General features: G+C 62.5%; 12 protein-coding genes. 6 read left to right on the top strand and 6 right to left on the bottom strand.

The features are described 5' to 3' along the window. Positions 1 to 56: 56 nt before the first annotated feature. The gene (locus tag HBR94_RS14625; protein ID WP_032863216.1) at positions 57 to 209 is read right to left on the bottom strand and encodes a DUF3309 family protein; all 153 of its coding nucleotides are present in this window, start codon (positions 207 to 209) and stop codon (positions 57 to 59) included. A 330-nt stretch (positions 210 to 539) separates the two neighbouring features. Here HBR94_RS14625 and HBR94_RS14630 point away from each other — a divergent pair, with 330 nt between their 5' ends. Then, on the top strand, positions 540 to 1,355 hold the full coding sequence (locus tag HBR94_RS14630; protein WP_057440755.1) for an SDR family oxidoreductase: 816 nt from the start codon (positions 540 to 542) through the stop codon (positions 1,353 to 1,355). A gap of 174 nt (positions 1,356 to 1,529) precedes the next feature. Next, entirely contained in the window at positions 1,530 to 1,724 is a 195-nt protein-coding gene (gene csrA / locus HBR94_RS14635) for a carbon storage regulator CsrA (protein WP_057440758.1), read from the top strand. Here csrA and HBR94_RS14640 read toward each other — a convergent pair. From HBR94_RS14640 to HBR94_RS14655, 4 genes are all read right to left on the bottom strand, one after another. Further along, on the bottom strand, positions 1,721 to 1,948 hold the full coding sequence (locus HBR94_RS14640) for a YheU family protein (RefSeq protein ID WP_003192759.1): 228 nt from the start codon (positions 1,946 to 1,948) through the stop codon (positions 1,721 to 1,723). The genes csrA and HBR94_RS14640 overlap by 4 nt on opposite strands. Before the next feature lie 59 nt (positions 1,949 to 2,007). Further along, positions 2,008 to 3,192 carry an osmoprotectant NAGGN system M42 family peptidase gene (locus HBR94_RS14645; RefSeq protein WP_115127811.1) on the bottom strand — a complete coding sequence of 395 codons (1,185 nt, stop codon included), beginning with the start codon at positions 3,190 to 3,192 and terminating at the stop codon, positions 2,008 to 2,010. A gap of 153 nt (positions 3,193 to 3,345) precedes the next feature. Beyond that, the gene (ngg, locus tag HBR94_RS14650) at positions 3,346 to 5,091 is read right to left on the bottom strand and encodes an N-acetylglutaminylglutamine synthetase (RefSeq protein WP_169961207.1); all 1,746 of its coding nucleotides are present in this window, start codon (positions 5,089 to 5,091) and stop codon (positions 3,346 to 3,348) included. Positions 5,092 to 5,094: 3 nt separating this feature from the next. After that, a complete protein-coding gene (locus HBR94_RS14655) occupies positions 5,095 to 6,867 on the bottom strand; it encodes an N-acetylglutaminylglutamine amidotransferase (RefSeq protein ID WP_115127813.1) in 1,773 nt (590 codons plus the stop codon). 309 nt (positions 6,868 to 7,176) lie between these two features. On the opposite strand from HBR94_RS14655, the gene HBR94_RS14660 reads away from it, so the two are divergent. Next, on the top strand, positions 7,177 to 11,997 hold the full coding sequence (locus HBR94_RS14660) for an NEL-type E3 ubiquitin ligase domain-containing protein (protein WP_170045055.1): 4,821 nt from the start codon (positions 7,177 to 7,179) through the stop codon (positions 11,995 to 11,997). An 8-nt stretch (positions 11,998 to 12,005) separates the two neighbouring features. Here the strand turns inward: HBR94_RS14660 and mnmC are convergent, their stop codons facing one another. Beyond that, complete coding sequence (mnmC, locus tag HBR94_RS14665) at positions 12,006 to 14,003, bottom strand: bifunctional tRNA (5-methylaminomethyl-2-thiouridine)(34)-methyltransferase MnmD/FAD-dependent 5-carboxymethylaminomethyl-2-thiouridine(34) oxidoreductase MnmC (protein WP_170045056.1); 1,998 nt, start codon at positions 14,001 to 14,003, stop codon at positions 12,006 to 12,008. A gap of 197 nt (positions 14,004 to 14,200) precedes the next feature. Between mnmC and HBR94_RS14670 the strand changes: the two genes are divergently transcribed. From HBR94_RS14670 to HBR94_RS14680, 3 genes are all read left to right on the top strand, one after another. Next, positions 14,201 to 14,872: a DUF6543 domain-containing protein gene (locus tag HBR94_RS14670; RefSeq protein ID WP_170045057.1), complete on the top strand. Its 672-nt coding sequence runs from the start codon at positions 14,201 to 14,203 to the stop codon at positions 14,870 to 14,872. Between the two features lie 29 nt (positions 14,873 to 14,901). Further along, entirely contained in the window at positions 14,902 to 16,419 is a 1,518-nt protein-coding gene (pap, locus tag HBR94_RS14675) for a polyphosphate:AMP phosphotransferase (RefSeq protein WP_057958886.1), read from the top strand. Positions 16,420 to 16,520: 101 nt separating this feature from the next. Then, on the top strand, positions 16,521 to 17,705 hold the full coding sequence (locus HBR94_RS14680; protein WP_170045058.1) for a thiolase family protein: 1,185 nt from the start codon (positions 16,521 to 16,523) through the stop codon (positions 17,703 to 17,705). Positions 17,706 to 17,964 lie beyond the last annotated feature (259 nt).

Raw genomic sequence — 17,964 nt, forward strand, 5'->3', positions numbered from 1 at the left:
AAAAAGAGGCCTTCTTCAAGGCCTCTTTTTTTTGCATCTTTTTTAACGCTGGGGGGTTATATCTTGCCCAGCAACAACAGAATCAACAGCACCACCAGCACCGTACCGAGAATACCCGATGGCCCATAACCCCAGTTACGCGAGTGCGGGAATACCGGCAGGCCGCCGACCAGCAGGAGGATCAGAACAATGATAAGAATGAGGCTCATAGTTTGTTTTCCTTATTCGTCTTCTGAAAAGACCTGATTGTTAATTGTCAGAGCCGCACCTTTAAAACGGCCGCCTTAATCAATCCGACTCCTGCACTTTGCAGAAAATTCCCTGTTTTTTTAATCCGATTTGGCCGCTGGCTTATTTCGTTTTTAATTGTTGTGTTGTTGCACACTTAGTTTAAAAAGATTGAACTTACCCCACGCCCCGGCATCCGACCGGGCCTTTGGTTTGCCCCGGGCATTCAGCAACTTGATGGTGCATGGGGCGGTGAATAACCTTCGCTACACTGGCGCGTACTTCTTCCCTGAATCACAAGGCTACTTCCTATGCAAAATCGCATGATGATCACTGGCGCCGGATCCGGCCTGGGTCGCGAAATCGCTCTGCGCTGGGCCCGCGAGGGCTGGCAGCTGGCCTTGTCGGATGTCAGCGAGCCGGGCTTGCAGGAAACCCTCGCGCGGGTGCGCCAGGCCGGTGGCGACGGGTTTATCCAGCGCTGTGACGTGCGTGACTACAGCCAGCTCACCGCCTTTGCCCAGGCCTGCGAGGTCAAGCTGGGCGGCATCGACGTGATCGTCAACAACGCCGGGGTTGCCTCTGGTGGGTTCTTCAGCGAGCTGTCCCTGGAGGATTGGGACTGGCAGATCGCAATCAACCTGATGGGGGTGGTCAAGGGCTGCAAGGCCTTCCTGCCGCTGCTGGAAAAGAGCAAGGGCCGGATCATCAACATCGCCTCCATGGCGGCCCTGATGCAAGGCCCGGCCATGAGTAACTACAACGTGGCCAAGGCCGGTGTGGTGGCGCTTTCGGAAAGCCTGCTGGTGGAGCTCAAGCAGCAGGAAGTCGGGGTGCACGTGGTGTGCCCGTCGTTCTTCCAGACCAACCTGCTGGACTCGTTCCGCGGCCCCACCCCGGCGATGAAGGCCCAGGTCGGCAAACTGCTGGAAAGCTCGCCGATCAGTGCGGCAGACATTGCCGATTACATCTACCAGCGTGTGGCCGCCGGTGAGTTCATGATCCTGCCCCACGAACAGGGACGCATGGCCTGGGCGCTGAAACAGAAAAACCCGCAATTGCTGTATGACGAGATGACCAGCATGTCGGAAAAAATGCGCGCCAAGGCACAGTCGGTCAAAGGCTGAGGGATATAAACAATACGTTTATATTTTTGCGCTCCTACTGGGCTGTTTGATATTCGTCTGTCAGTAAATCCAACTCTGGGTTGTAGGGCGGATCTGTTTATCTGGCAGGTCATTGATGGCTCGTAGGGGAGGGCGCATGGTCGCGGTCCGGTAACTTTCCAAAGGACACACGCCATGCTGGTACTTAGCCGCGCGGTAGGCGAAATCATTTCCATCGGCGATCACATCACCCTGCGGATCCTGGAGGTCAACAGCCTCCAGGTGAAACTCGGTGTGCAAGCGCCCGCAGGGGTCAATGTGCACCGGGCGGAGGTCTACGAAAAGATCCGCCGCCTGCAGGGGCAGGCGGTGGCGGTGCCCAACCCTTAGTCGAACAGGTGCTTGGGCACGTCGTGCTTGAGCATCAACTGGCACTGCTCGCTTTCAGGGTCGAAAACAATCAGCGCCTGACCCTTGGTCAACGCCTGGCGCACGCGCAGTACCCGGGTTTCCAGGGGCGTGTCGTCGCCGTTGTCGGTGCCGTCGCGGGTCACGAAGTCTTCAATGAGGCGGGTCAGGGTGTCGACTTCAAGTGCATCGTAGGGAATCAGCATACAAGCCTCAAATGGTGGATCCCGGCGATCCTACTGTGCCGGGATCATAGTTGCCAGCCTCAGGATTTCTGTCCGACCAGGCTGTCCACCGAGGGCACGCGGGTGTCGCTCTCCATTTGTGTTTCATGTTCCAGTTGATGACTGAAGCGGTCCAGGGAGCCCTGGGCCGGTTGCGCATCGCTGGCAAATACCGGCGGGCTGAGGATGTAGGCGCCCAGCAGGCGGCTCAAGGCCGCCAGGCTGTCGATATGGGTGCGCTCGTAACCATGGGTCGCATCGCAGCCAAATGCGAGCAACGCGGTGCGGATATCGTGGCCGGCGGTGACCGCCGAGTGCGCGTCGCTGAAGTAATAGCGAAACAGGTCACGGCGTACTGGCAGGTCGTTTTCCGCCGCCAGGTGCAGCAGGTGCCGGGACAGGTGATAGTCGTAAGGGCCGCCGGAGTCCTGCATCGCCACGCTCACTGCATGTTCGCTGGAGTGCTGGCCGGGGGCGACCGGGGCAATGTCGATGCCGACGAATTCGCTGACATCCCAGGGTAGGGCCGCCGCCGCGCCGCTGCCGGTTTCTTCAGTGATAGTGAACAGCGGATGACAGTCGATCAGCAACGGTTCGCCGCTGTCGACGATGGCCTTGAGCGCCGCCAGCAAGGCCGCGACCCCGGCTTTGTCGTCCAGGTGGCGGGCGCTGATATGGCCGCTTTCGGTGAATTCCGGCAGCGGGTCGAACGCCACGAAGTCACCGACGCTGATCCCCAGGGAGTCGCAATCGGCGCGGGTGGCGCAGTAGGCGTCCAGGCGCAGTTCGATATGGTCCCAACTGATCGGCATTTCATCCACGGCGGTGTTGAAGGCATGCCCGGAGGCCATCAGCGGCAGCACGCTGCCACGGATCACGCCATTGTCGGTGAACAGGCTGACGCGGCTGCCTTCGGCAAAGCGGCTGGACCAGCAGCCCACTGGGGCCAGGGTCAGGCGGCCATTGTCCTTGATCGCCCGTACGGCAGCGCCAATGGTGTCCAGGTGCGCGGAAACCGCACGGTCCGGGCTGTTTTTCTGGCCCTTGAGGGTGGCGCGGATCGTACCGCGCCGGGTCATTTCAAACGGGATGCCCAGTTCTTCCAGGCGTTCGGCGACGTAGCGCACGATGGTGTCGGTAAAACCGGTGGGGCTGGGGATGGCGAGCATTTCCAGCAGCACTTTTTGCAGGTAGTTGAGATCCGGTTCGGGGATGGTTCGGGTCATGGAAACTCCTGATGAGTTGAGGGCATCGATGGTTTCGATGAGGGGCTTGGGGATTTGTTGGCCGGGCTGGCCTCATCGCAGGCAAGGCAGCTCACACAGCAACCTGTGGGAGCGGGCTTGCCCGCGATGAGGCCCGTCCAGTCAGCTCATGTCTCAAGCCGTGGTTTGACTGTGGGGGAACAACAAATCCACAAACCGTTCTGCCGTGGGCTGTGGTTCATGGTTGGCCAGGCCGGCCCGTTCATTGGCTTCGATAAATACGTACTCCGGCTGGTCAGCGGCCGGCACCATCAAGTCGAGGCCGACCACCGGAATATCCAGGGCACGTGCCGCACGCACGGCAGCATCCACCAGCGTCGGATGCAGAATCGCCGTGACATCTTCCAGGCAGCCCCCAGTGTGCAGGTTGGCAGTGCGCCGTACCGCCAGCACTTCACCCGAAGGCAGGATGCTGTCGTAGTCATATCCTGCCGCCTTCAGGGTGCGCAGGGTTTCGTCATCCATCGGGATCTTGCTCTCGCCGTCTGTGGCCGCCTGGCGGCGTCGGCTCTGCACTTCGATCAAGGCGCCGACGCTGTGCTTGCCGTCGCCGATCACCTGCGCCGGGCGCCGGATCGCGGCAGCTACTACTTCAAAACCAATCACCAGGATGCGCAGGTCCAGGCCCTCGTGGAAACTCTCCAGCAAAACCCGAGAGTCGAACTGGCGCGCCGCTTCGATGGCGCCTTGCACTTCTTCGATGGTCTGCAAATCCACGGCCACGCCCTGGCCCTGTTCTCCGTCCAGCGGCTTGACCACGATGCGCTGGTGTTCGTCGAGAAACTCCAGGTTGTCGTCGGCGCTGGCTGCCAGTTGTTGCGCTGGCAATTTCAAGCCGGCGGCGCTCAAGACCTTGTGGGTCAGGCTCTTGTCCTGGCACAGGCTCATGCTGATCGCACTGGTCAGGTCGCTCAATGACTCCCGGCAGCGCACCCGGCGCCCGCCATGGCTGAGGGTGAACAGCCCGGCTGCGGCATCGTCCACCTGCACATCAATACCGCGCCGGTGCGCCTCTTCGACAATGATTCGTGCATAGGGATTGAACCCCGCCTGCGGCCCCGGCCCAAGGAACAGCGGCTGGTTGATACCGTTCTTGCGCTTGATGGCAAAGGTGGTGAGGGCGCGAAAACCGAGCTTGGCGTACAGGCTCTTGGCCTGGCGATTGTCGTGCAGCACCGACAGGTCCAGGTAACTCAGGCCCCGGCTCATAAAGTGCTCGATCAGGTGGCGCACCAGCACTTCGCCGACGCCGGGCCGCGAGCATTGCGGGTCGACGGCCAGGCACCAGAGGCTGCTGCCGTGTTCCGGGTCATGGAAGGCTTTATGGTGGTTGAGGCCCATGACGCTGCCGATTATCGCGCCGCTGTCTTCATCCTCGGCCAGCCAGTACACCGGGCCGCCTTGATGGCGCGGGGTCAACAGGTTGGCATCCACCGGCAACATGCCGCGCCCCTGGTACAGGCGATTGACTGCCTGCCAGTCGGCTTCGCTCTGTACCCGGCGAATGCGAAAGCCACGGAACACCCGGGTGGCCGGCCGGTAGTCGGTGAACCACAGGCGCAAGGTATCGGAGGGGTCGAGGAACAACTGCTGCGGATCAATCCCGAGGATCTGCTGGGGCGCGGCCACATACAGGGCGATATCCCGTTCCCCGGGCTGCTCGTTGAGCAGCTCCAGGGCCAGGCTCGCCGGGTCGGGGAAGGTATGGCCAATCAATAAGCGGCCCCATCCGCAATGCACGGCGATGGGCTGGGCGCTGGGTTCGCTGCCGTCTTCGGCCAGGCGCGCTTGCAGGCGCTCGTAGGACGGCGCCTGGCCGCGCAGCAGGCGTTGGCTGTAGGCCGTGGCGTGAGGTTTCATCAATCAGATTCCTTGTTCGCTGAGCCACAGGTTCAGCGCCGCCAATTGCCACAGCTTGGAGCCGCGCAGCGGGGTCAATTGCCCTTGTGGGTCAGTGAGCAGACGGTCGAGCATCGCCGGGTTGAACAGGCCACGATCCTGGCTCGGGTCCAGCAACAGGTCACGCACCCAGTTCAGGGTGTCGCCCTGCAAATGCTTGAGGCCGGGCACCGGGAAGTAGCCTTTCTTACGGTCGATCACCGCACTGGGGATCACCCGGCGCGCAGCTTCCTTGAGCACTTGCTTGCCACCGTCCGGCAGCTTGAATTGGCCCGGCACCCGCGCCGACAACTCCACCAGGCGGTAGTCGAGAAACGGCGTGCGCGCTTCCAGGCCCCAGGCCATGGTCATGTTATCCACACGCTTGACCGGGTCGTCCACCAGCATCACCGTGCTGTCCAGGCGCAGGGCCTTATCCACAGCCGCCTCGGCGCCGGGCTGGGCGAAATGCTCGCGCACAAAGTCGCCGGCGGCGTCATTGGCGGTCAGCCATTGCGGGGCGACGGTGGCCGCGTAGTCGTCGTAGCTGCGGTCGAAGAAGGCCTCGCGATAGGCCGCATACGGGTCGCTGGCGCCGTCCACTTGCGGGTACCAGTGGTAACCGGCGAACAGCTCATCGGCGCCCTGGCCGCTTTGCACCACCTTGCAATGCTTGGCCACTTCCCGCGACAGCAAATAGAAGGCAATGCAGTCATGGCTGACCATCGGCTCGCTCATGGCGCGGAACGCGGCCGGCAGTTGCTCGATGATTTCGCTTTCGGCGATACGCAGTTGGTGGTGCCGCGTGCCGTAGTGCTTGGCGATCAGGTCGGAGTACTGGAACTCATCGCCACGCTCGCCGCCGGCATCTTCAAAGCCGATGGAGAAGGTCGACAGATCCTGTACGCCGACTTCGCGCAACAGGCCCACCAGCATGCTCGAATCCACACCGCCCGACAGCAGCACGCCGACATCCACCGCCGCGCGTTGGCGAATCGCCACGGCTTCGCGGGTGCTGTCGAGCACGCGGTCGGTCCAGTCTTCCAGGGTCAGGTGTTTTTCATCGTCATGGGGGCCGTAGGGCAGGGTCCACCAGGTTTTCTGCTCGGTCTTGCCGTTGGCCTCGATCCGCATCCAGGTGGCCGGCGGCAGCTTTTCGATGCCCGCCAACAAGGTGCGCGGTGCCGGCACCACGGCGTGGAAATTCAGGTAGTGATTGAGCGCCACCGGGTCGAGGATCGGGTTGATATCGCCGCCCTTGAGCAACGCCGGCAACGCCGAGGCAAAGCGCAAGCGCTGGCCGGTGCGCGACAGGTACAACGGCTTGACGCCCAGGCGGTCGCGGGCGATGAACAGGCGCTGGCTGTCGCGCTCCCAGATGGCAAAGGCAAACATGCCGTTGAGCTTGGGCAGCAAGGCTTCGCCCCAGGCGTGGTAGCCCTTGAGCAGCACTTCGGTGTCGCCGCCGGAATAGAAGGCGTAGCCCAGGGCTTCAAGCTCGGTGCGCAGTTCCGGGAAGTTGTAGATCGCGCCGTTGAACGCCAGGGACAGGCCCAGTTGCGCGTCGACCATCGGTTGGGCCGAGCCGTCCGACAGGTCCATGATTTTCAGGCGACGATGGCCCAGGGCAATCGGCCCTTGGGCATGGAAGCCCCACGCGTCAGGTCCGCGTGGTGCCAGGTGATGGGTGATTCGCTCCACCGCTGCCAGGTCGGCAGGTTGATGATCGAAACGCAGTTCTCCAGCTAATCCGCACATAAAGTCCTTACCGGTTTTTCCGTTGGGGAGGGGGTAAAAGGCACGCGCCAAAACGGCGGGTACCCAAGGACTGACCCGAGGCTATACCTGGAGTTTTAGATCAATAAGTTATATGGCAAACGGCCGCTCCCCCGCGCACGCCGTTCTGCGGCCCGTGGGGCGCGGGGCAAAGTGGAGGTAATTAGGTCTGGCTCTGATGCAAATAGTGGCGCGTTTCCAAGGGCAACCCCCCAGCTATTTGAACCCTTCTGCGGTGCAGGGGAGCTTATGGTGATGCGTCATGTTCAACGCGATTAAGGACCGTTGCGAATGACGCAAACAGCAAAGCTGAGCCAGGCTGTGCAGCCTGTGACCTCGGACGAATTGATGAAGGCGCTGCTGGACAGCACCGGCGACCTGGATAAAGCGCAGGTCTTGCATGACACGTTGCCCGCCTGGCTGGTCAAGGCCGACCCCCAGGCACTCCAGGCCATAGAGCAGGCGTATGCCGACAGCGAGCGGCCCAAGGCAAACCTGCAACGGCTGCTGAGCCGTCTGACCCCCCTGGGCACGTTCTGTGCCGAACGCCTCACGGCGTTTCTGGCCGCCAAAGGCCACACCCAGCTGGATATCGAGAACGACTCGCTGGAGCTCCCCAGGCGTACCTTCAGGGGAGTCAATCCGGACCTGGGCGGCATGCTGGTGCAGACCGTTACTCTGGAGAAACACAGCCTGCTGCAAGCGGCGATGCAGAATTTTTCCCAGGCCGGGGCCGAACCGGGAGGCATACCGATCAATGCCGTGGTCCGCGTTGGGGCAAAGCGCAGGGTTGCGCAAGATATCAGCGCCCAGACATTTATCGGCTACTGCCGCGAGCTGAATCTGGGGGAGGCCTATCAAACCCATGTGCGCGAGGTGTTCAACCTGACGGACCCGGACGGCGGCTATAGCCCGGCGGTGAGGACGATGGGTCAGTCCCGGTGCATGGATATGCTGATCGACCTGCAGATCGCCTATGCCAAAGGCGATATTGATCAACCGACCCGTGAGCTGTTGCTGGGCCTGGTCAAGGCGGACATGCCCGCCAGCAGCACCCGGCAACTGTGGTTCAACAACCAACCGCTGACCTGGCAAGGCTTGAACATCGACGGGGCGTGCCTGTGGGGCGTGCTGGTGTTTTCCGGCGCCTCCCCCGATGGGTTTTCCAACGGCCCGATCGTGGTGTACATGCCCAATGAGCCCGTGCGGCCGTGGTACCGCTACGTGTCCCTGGAGCAGTTCAAGCTTTACCTCAGCCTCAAGCTCCACGTGAGTCGTTATCGACACTTCTTCATGGGCTACCTGGACGAGTCCGAGCGTTTCGGTTTTTTTCAGCGGTTTGAGCAGTACAACCTCCTGGTGCGCGTGGAGCCGTTACCTGTAACGGATAATTTTTCGACGTTCTTTTTTAATGCCGGTGTCGGCAAAATCCAGCTTGATGCCCGTGTGCTCGCCGTTCCCAATGCCCAGGCCGATGACGACGCACGCCGCCAGCGCACCCAGGATTACCTGGATGCGGGCTTGACGGTACTCAACGTCGCCGCGTTTGTGGTGCCGGTACTGGGCCAGTTGATGACGGGCGTGGCGGTCGGGCAACTGCTTGGGGAAGTGTTCGAAGGGGTGGATGACTGGGTACACCAGGACAAACTCGGTGCCCTTCGGCACCTGACGAACATTGCTGAGAACCTCGCGGCCATGGCGTTGTTTGCGGCGGGTGCAAAAGTGGCCGGCCGGCTCTGGAGAACCACGCCGCCGGCTTCGGGGTTTTACGAACGGTTCGAGGCGGTGCGCATGCCGGATAGAACCACGCGCTTGTGGCGCAGCCGCACTGAGCCGTACCGCCACACCGTTTCGCTCGAAGGGACGGTTGCCAGTCCCCGTGGGGTCTACCAGGCTCACGGCCAGTCCTACGTCAATGTCGACGGTTCGACCTACTCGGTTGTCTTTGACTCCGGTACCGGCCGCTGGCGGGCCCGACATCCGCTGCGTGATTCAGCGTATCGACCGCCCCTGGTCCACAACTACCAGGGCGGTTGGCAGTTCTCGTTCGAACAACCGCAAGAATGGCAGAACCCGGACTATGTCCTGGGCCGACTGGACCCCAGCCTCGGTACCCTTCCAGCCGGGCATCTACGGGATATCGCCGCCATCACTGACGCGACCTTGCCCCGCCTGCAGCAAATAGCCAGGCAAAACCTGCCATTGCCGGAGCGCTTGCGCGAACGTGCGCTGCGCTTCAGGCAGAATCAGGAGGTTCGCGACCTGATCTGGCAGATGGAGCATCAGGCACCGCTCGACGCGGCGACCACGCGTGTGCAGATGCTGGCCCTGCCGCTGATGGAAGGCTGGCCCCAGGGGCGGTTTTTCGAACTGCTGGACGAGCAGGGGTACCTGCTGGAGCGTCACCCCGACACCGCGCCTTTCGACTACGAAGACCTGAGCATCCACATCACCACGGGGCATCTGAAACACGGGCAAGTCCTGTCCAGCCTACTGGAGGCCCTCGACCCCCAGGAGACCGCGCGCCTGCTCGGCGGCACCTTCCCTCCAGAAGAGGCGCAAGAGGTGCTGGCACGGCGGCTGACCGCTTCACTCAAGAACAATCACCAGGCGGTTTACGAAAGGTTGCGTGCCGATGTCGACTTCCCCGACCAGACCGATCACGGCGTGCTCAAGCATCGCTATCCGCAACTGCCCATTCGGCTTGCCTGGGAAATCATGACCCAGGCCTCCACGGCCGAGCGTTGGCGGCTGCGCGATACCGGGCGGGTGCCTTTGCGGATCGCCCAATGGGTGCGGGAGACCCTGGAAATACTTAACGAAGACGATGCCCTGAGCGGTCTGTACCTGCCGGAACTGGCCACCGACGCCACTCGGCGTATAGCGCTGGGGTTACTGCCGCGGGTTCCGGGCTGGCCCGAAGATGTGTTGCTGCAAATACGCCAGGAGAGCTTGGACGGTAGTGTCATGGGGCAGGTGGGCAACGCATCTGTCGCCACCACTCGCACGCTGGTCCAGTCGAACCTGGGGTGGCGCGCCTACAACGGACAAGGTGCGCCGCTGGGGCCGATGGCCGAGGGCCCGGAGGGGTTCTATGAGGCGTTGCTTAACAGTTTGCCCCCCGCTGAGCTCGACCAGCTGCAGTTGCCCGCGAGCGGCAGGGCCAGCCATTTGCGCAATAGCCTGATTGGCAAGGCCCAGGATGAGCGGCGCCGGATTAGCCGTTATCTATGGCCGGAACGGCCGGTGCCCGAAGATCCTCCTGTGTCGTGCGTGCAAGCAATGCCCGTGGAGCCGCCGCGACAGCCCGCCGGCCTGGTGCGCAAAGTCCGCAAGCTCTACCCCTTGTTCGATGAGCGGCGCATAGCGACCTTTTTGCAGGACTTGGGTCACGATCCGCTGTCCCGGGCCAAAGCCGTGCGTGCTCTTGAGCAACAATATGAAGCACTGCATCGAACGCTCAAGGTGTGGGCCAGGGAGGGGGGCGGGCAGGGGCGCTCAGACGTTGCCCTGCGGGACTACCGCCTGGCCCGTCACCAGGCCGTCCAGCTCATCGAGCGCAGTTGGCAATATGCCTCGCTGATCCCGGATGAGTCCCATCGGCAAGTCCCGAATCTTTCCCTCGATGGCATGGTGATCGGGGCATTGCCCACCCTGCCGCCCGAAGTCCAGTTCGAGCATGTTCGCCAGTTGTCGTTAAGGAACATGGGGCTCAACGATGATGTTGGTTACTTCCTCAAACATTTCAAAGGCTTGAACACTCTGGAGTTGACGGACAACCAGGTGACACGACTGCCGGAAGTGCTGCAGCAGATGAAGCACCTTCGTCGGCTGTACCTGGCCAATAACCAACTGCAACTGACGGAATATACGCGTACCAAACTCGGTGACCTGCGAGGGTTGACGGTATTGGACCTGAGCAACAACCCCCTGGTAGACCCGCCGCTGGTCAGCAACATGTTTGAGTTGCGTCACCTGGTCTTGCGCAATTGCCGGCTTCAGCGCTTGCCCTCCGGCTTTATGCGTCTGCCTTATCTGGAGCACCTGGACCTGCGGGAAAATGATCTCGCCACCTTGCCGCAGTGGTTGTTCGAGGTGCCACGCCAGCATGCTGAAATCATCAACCTGCGCCATAACCCGCTGGACTCCCCCAGCCGCCTGCTGTTGCAGAACTACCGGGACACCCTTGGCGTGGGCATGGGCTTCATGGAGGACGATATCGCCCGGCTCAATGAGCAGACCGCCCGGGACTTATGGTTGGGGGATGAGCGCATGGCGCGCTACGCCGAGCGGGTCGAGACCTGGACGGGACTCAAGGATGAGCTGGGCTCCGACGCTCTGTTCAAGCTGCTGGCCGGCCTGGGCAGTGTCGCAGATACCTCCCACGTGCAGGAGGACATGGGCCGCCGGGTCTGGCGCGTGCTGGACGCCGCGGCGATGGATACCCGGCTGCGCGAAGAGATCTTTGAACGGGCGGCCACGCCCCTGAACTGTGATGATGCTGCTGCAGTGAGTTTCAGTAATCTGGAAGTGCTGGTTGAAATCCACCAGGCTTCGCAGCAGGTGGCGGGCGGTCAGGTCACGGCCAAGCCGCTCTTGAGGCTGGCCAAGGGGTTGTTTCGCCTCGACCGACTGGAGCATATGGCCCGCAGCCATAGCGCCGAGCACCCGATGCTGGATCCGCTGGAGGTCAGCCTGGCTTATCGCACCGGGTTGGCCGGGCGCTTTCATCTGCCCGGGCAACCCCGCCATATGCGCTATGCCAGTCTCGGTGGGGTGACCGAGCATATGCTGACGCTCGCTGAAATGCAGTTGAAGATGGCTGAGCTTTCTCCGCAGTTGTTGAAGTATGTGGTAAAGCTGCCGTTTTGGAGCAGTTATCTGCGGCGCATCCATAGCGGTTCATTCGACACCCTGAACCGGCCCTTCGGTGAGCGCGTCGAGGCGGTGTGGGCGCAGCGAGAGACGCTGGCTGACGCCGACTACCGGAGTCAGATGAGCCAGATACAGGATGAGCAGGAAAAGGCGGAGCTCGCCGAGCTTGAACGCCTGACCCATGAGGCGTTGAAACTCGACGACCTGGGCTCCTGCGAGTTAACGCCGGCCGTTTGAGGGAGTGCTCACTGAGGTTTTTTCGTCACGTTGCTGCGAATTAACGCGCGTAGGGCGAAGCGACTCGGATGACAGGCCTCGGCGACACTGCGGGGCAGGGGCAGCGGTTCGTTGTCCAGCCACGCGGCCAACAGTTCGGCGCACAGGGGAGCGGTGATCAGGCCCCGTGAGCCGTGGCCGCTGTTGACGTACAGGCCGTCCAGCCATGGGCAGGCGATGTCCGGCGTATGCCGGGCGTCCTTGCGCAGGGTGTCATAGGCCTGGGCAAACGCCTGGGGATCGACCAGCGGCCCGACAATCGGCAGATAGTCCGGGCTGGTGCAACGAAACGCGGCGCGCCCCTCCAGGGTATGTGGGGACAGGCTGTCGGCGCGCAGGCGCTGGGCCAGGTCCGGGGAAATCTCCTGCAGCAGCGCCAGGTTACCGGCATGCTCGGCAGCGGTCGGCGCCAGGTCATCACTCTTGAAATCAAAGCTGGCGCCCAGGGTGTGTTCGCCCAGGCGGACCGGCGCGACATACCCTTCGGCACAGACCACCGTGGCCAGCGCCTGGCTGTCGGTGGTCTGCGGCAACCGGGTGATTTGCCCGCGAATACGTTTAAGGGGCAGCTCGGCACTGGCGGCAAAACGCTTGACCTCGGCCGCCCCGGCCAGCACCACCACGGGAGCGCTGGCCAGCAACCTGTCACCGTCCCAGGCCTGCCATTGCTCGTCTACCTTGCGCAGTTCCAGGGCTTCATGCAGCACGTGCACGGTGATGCCCGGCTGGCGTGCCTGCCACTGGCAGAGGGCGGGCGGATGCACCCAGCCACCCTCGGGGAAAAACAGCCCGCCATACGCCAGGCCGACCCCGGCCCGGGCCTGGGCCTGATCCCTGTCCAGCAGGTGCAGCAAGTCCGGAGCAAATGCCTGGGCCAATTGGGCCTGGCGTTCGGCCTCCTTGGCGTTGAACGCCAGTTGCAGCACGCCACAAGCGTCCCAATCCACCCCTCGTTGCAGGTGTTCCAGCAGGCGCCGGGTATGCCCGAAGCCGCTGACAATCATCTGCGACAAGGCGGTGCCGTGGGCTGACAGCTTGAGGTAGAGCACCCCTTGCGGATTACCCGAGGCCTCCTGGGCCAGGCCTTCATGGCGCTCCAGCAGGCTCACCTGCCAGCCCCGTGCGGCCAGGCTCGCAGCACTGGTACAGCCGGCCATGCCGCCGCCGATCACCAGGGCTCGGCGCTCACCCTTGAGGGCCGTCGGCCTGGCGAACCAGGGCTTGATCGGGGCCGGTAGTGGCGCGTCGGCCGGCCAACCGAGAAACTCGCCGCGCAGGATTTCCCACTTGTGACCGATGCCCGGTGTGCGCTTCATCTTGAACCCGGCACTGTTGAGCAGGCGCCGTACCCAGCCGGTGCTGGTAAAGGTGCTGATGGTCGAGCCCGGGGCCGCCAGCCGTGCCAGCTCGGCGAACAGTTCGGCGGTCCACATGTCGGGGTTTTTCGCCGGGGCAAAACCGTCGAGAAACCAGGCGTCGATCTGCGCATCCAGTTGCGGCAGTTGCTCCAGGGCATCGCCGATCAGCAGGGTCAGCGTCACGCGCCCGTTCGCCAGGATCAGGCGCTGGAAGCCCTGATGAATGGCGACGTACTGCGCCAGCAATTGGTCAGCCAATGGCTTGAGCGCGGGCCAGAGGGCGAGGGCGCGTTGCAGGTCGGCGTGGCGCAGCGGGTACTTTTCCACGCTGACAAAATGCAGGCGCGCGCCCGGTACCGCGTGCTGCTCAAACAGCTGCCAGGCACACAGGAAGTTCAGCCCGGTGCCAAACCCCGTTTCCCCGATTACCAGGCGCCCGCCCACGGGCAGCGCGGCAAACCGCTCCTGCAGGCGGTTCTGCTCGAGGAACACGTAGCGGGTTTCATCCAGGCCCGACTTGTCGGAGAAATACACGTCGTCGAACACCCGCGAGCGTGGGCGTCCCTGGTCGTCCCAGTCGAGCTGGGCATTGGGCTGTACGGGGTTCATGGGCAACTCGGCAAAGACAAGGCGGCCATTCTAGTCGATCACGGGGGGCAGGGTTGAAACGGGTGTTAGCCGGCTACTTCATACATGGAAAAACTCCCGGCGATAGCCCCCGATTCGATCAACAATCAGCGTTAATCCGGCGGGTTGGCACAGGGTATCGTTAGGCGTTCAACCCTAGGCAATAAGGGACATTGCTGATGTCGGTACAGGACGATTTAACCCACACGTTCACGCAGTTGACGCAGCACCAGTTGCAAGCCGCCTTGCTCGAAATGACCGGCGATCTGGCCAAGGCCGAGGTCCTGCAAAAGCGCCTGCCGGGCTGGATGATCAATGCCCCGCAAGGTGTGCTGGAGGCATTGGAAGCTGATGGCGCGAGGGCTGAAGAGGCGCGCGCGGCGGTCGCGGATCGCTTGCGGTCGTTGCGCCCGCTGGATGAGTTCTGCAATGAGCAGTTGAAGGCTTACTGCCAGGCACAGTGGCAGGTTACGGTGGAGCCGAAAAAGGATCTGTTTGTGCGCGCAGTCTATGCCTATGAGACAGATGTGTTGCCGTTGGAGTACGTGAGGTCGGTCACGCTGGAACAACAGAGCTTGTTGCACATGGCGCTGCAGAACTTTTCTGCGGATGAAGCGCGTGCGCAACACTATCCCGGCGAATCACGGCTGCAGTCGGCGGGCGCTGCGCGGGGAATGATCGCCGTTGCTCCCCATGACTTCGCCCAAGGCTGCAGGGCCCTGGACCTTGGCCGCTTGTACCAGCGGCACATCAGCGAGGTGTTCCAGCTCGACACCGACGAGCAGGCCGGTCAATTGATCCACGGCAAGTGGCGTGGAATTGCTTGCCCGCCGTGCTGCCCAATCCGCTAGTCTTGATCCATCTTGGAAGGGAGTCGCCCATGTTTGAATCCGCCGAAATTGGTCACGCCGTCGATAAGGACACTTACGACGCAGAAGTCCCGGCCTTGCGTGAGGCCTTGCTGGAAGCGCAGTTCGAGTTGCACCAGCAGGGACGCTTCCCGGTGATCGTGCTGATCAATGGCATCGAAGGCGCCGGCAAGGGCGAAACCGTCAAGCTGCTCAATGAATGGATGGATCCGCGCCTGATCGAGGTGCGCACCTTCGACCAGCAGACCGACGAAGAACTGGCCCGCCCGCCGGCCTGGCGCTACTGGCGACAACTGCCGGCCAAGGGGCGCATGGGCGTGTTCTTCGGCAACTGGTACAGCCAGATGCTGCAGGCGCGGGTCCATGGCCAGATCAAGGACGCACGCCTGGACCAGGCCATTGCCGGGGCCGAGCGCCTGGAGCAGATGCTGTGCGATGAAGGGGCGCTGATCTTCAAGTTCTGGTTCCACCTCTCCAAGAAACAAATGAAGGCGCGGCTCAAGGCCCTGCAGGACGACCCGCTGCACAGCTGGCGTATCAGCCCGCTGGACTGGCAGCAGTCCGAGACCTACGACAAGTTCGTGCATTTCGGCGAGCGCGTGCTGCGCCGCACCAGCCGTGACTATGCACCCTGGCATGTGATCGAAGGCGTGGATGCCAACTACCGCGGGCTGACCGTGGCCAGGATCCTTCTGGAGGGCCTGCAAAATGCCCTGAAGCTGTCCAAGGCCAGGGCCAGCGGCATCCATCCGGCGCCCTTGCCATCCTCGGTGGACCAGATGAGCCTGCTGGACAGCCTGGACATGACCCAGCGCCTGGAAAAGGACGACTACGAAGAGCAACTGATTACCGAACAGGCGCGGCTCTCGGGCCTGATGCGCGACAAACGCATGCGCAAACACGCGCTGGTCACGGTTTTTGAAGGTAACGACGCGGCGGGCAAGGGCGGGGCGATCCGCCGCGTGGCGGCGGCACTGGACCCGCGCCAGTACCGCATCGTGCCGATTGCCGCGCCCACCGAAGACGAGCGCGCCCAGCCGTACTTGTGGCGGTTCTGGCGGCAGATCCCGGCGCGGGGCATGTTTACCGTGTTTGACCGCTCCTGGTATGGCCGGGTGCTGGTGGAGCGGGTCGAAGGCTTTTGCACCACGGCCGACTGGATGCGCGCCTACGCCGAGATCAATGATTTCGAGGAGCAATTGCGCGACGCCGGGGTGATCGTGGTCAAGTTCTGGCTGGCGATTGATAAACAGACCCAGCTGGAGCGTTTTCAGGCCCGGGAAGAGATCCCGTTCAAACGCTTCAAAATCACCGAAGACGACTGGCGCAACCGCGACAAGTGGGATGTCTACCGGGCCGCGGTGGGCGACATGGTGGACCGCACCAGCACCGAGATCGCGCCCTGGACCCTGGTGGAGGCCAACGACAAGCGCTGGGCACGGGTCAAGGTATTGCGCACCATCAACCTGGCGCTGGAAGAGGCGTTCGCCAAGTCCGACAAGCACGACAAAAAGAAGAAGCACAAATAGCGCCATGCTTTTGCATACGCCAGGTGAATGATCGTCGCGATCGCCAGACCCTGGATCTATCCTCGATCTGTCTCCCAATAACGACAAGATCGAGGTAGCCCATGCGTGAAGTAGTGATTGTCGACAGCGTGCGAACCGGCCTGGCCAAGTCCTTTCGCGGCAAGTTCAACCAGACCCGTCCTGATGACATGGCCGCGCATTGCGTCAACGCCTTGCTGGCACGCAGTGGCATCGACCCGGCCAGTGTCGAGGATTGCATTGTCGGCGCCGGCTCCAACGAAGGCGCCCAGGGCTACAACATCGGCCGCAACGTGGCAGTGCTGTCGCGCCTGGGCACCGGCACCGCCGGCATGACCCTCAACCGTTTCTGTTCATCGGGGCTGCAGGCGATTGCCATCGCGGCCAACCAGATCGCCTCGGGGTGCAGCGACATCATTGTCGCCGGTGGTGTCGAGTCCATCAGCCTGACCATGAAGAGCGTGAATACCGACAACCTGATCAACCCATTGCTCAAGGAGCAGGTGCCGGGCATCTACTTCCCCATGGGCCAGACCGCCGAAATAGTTGCCCGCCGCTATAACGTCAGCCGCGAAGAGCAGGACCTGTACGCCCTGCAAAGCCAGCAGCGCACCGCCCAGGCCCAGGCCGAGGGGCTGTTCGACGATGAAATCGTGGCCATGGCGGTCAAGTACAAGGTCGAGGACAAGCACTCCGGCGAGGTGCAGATCCTCGACGGCGTGGTCGATCGCGACGACTGCAACCGCCCGGACACCACCCTGGCCAGCCTGAGTGGGCTCAAGCCGGTGTTTGCCGAGGATGGTTCGGTGACGGCAGGTAACTCATCGCAACTGTCCGACGGCGCGTCGATGACCCTGGTGATGAGCCTGGAAAAAGCCCTGGAACTGGGGCTCAAGCCCAAGGCGTTTTTCCGTGGCTTTACCGTGGCCGGCTGCGAGCCGGACGAGATGGGCATCGGCCCGGTGTTCTCGGTGCCCAAATTGCTCAAGGCCCGTGGCCTGCAAGTGGCGGACATCGACCTGTGGGAGCTCAACGAGGCGTTTGCGTCCCAGTGCCTGTATGCGCGCAATTGTCTGGAGATCGACAATGCCAGGTACAACGTCAACGGCGGTTCGATCTCCATTGGCCATCCGTTCGGCATGACCGGGTCACGGCAGGTCGGGCACCTGGTGCGGGAGCTGCAACGGCGCAATTTGCGTTATGGCATCGTCACCATGTGCGTGGGCGGCGGGATGGGGGCAACCGGGCTGTTTGAAGCTGTGCGCTGATCTGGCCCTGGGGGCCCAATTATTGTGGGTGCTGGCTTGTTGGGCTTGCCCGCGATGGCCATAGGTATAGGTATCTACACAACTCTTTTCTGGGGTTGTGTACATATCCATTGCTGCGGTCACGGCGGCTATTGGTTCCGCCCTTACGGCGGGTCACTTTTGGAAAAGAGCCCCAAAAGTAACCAAAAGGGCTCTTGCCCCACCACTCGGTGCCTCGCCTAGGCTCGGCATGCCCGTCATCCGACATTGATTTGGGGGG

This window comes from Pseudomonas sp. WS 5412 (genome assembly GCF_012985615.1).
Taxonomy (GTDB): domain Bacteria; phylum Pseudomonadota; class Gammaproteobacteria; order Pseudomonadales; family Pseudomonadaceae; genus Aquipseudomonas; species Aquipseudomonas shahriarae.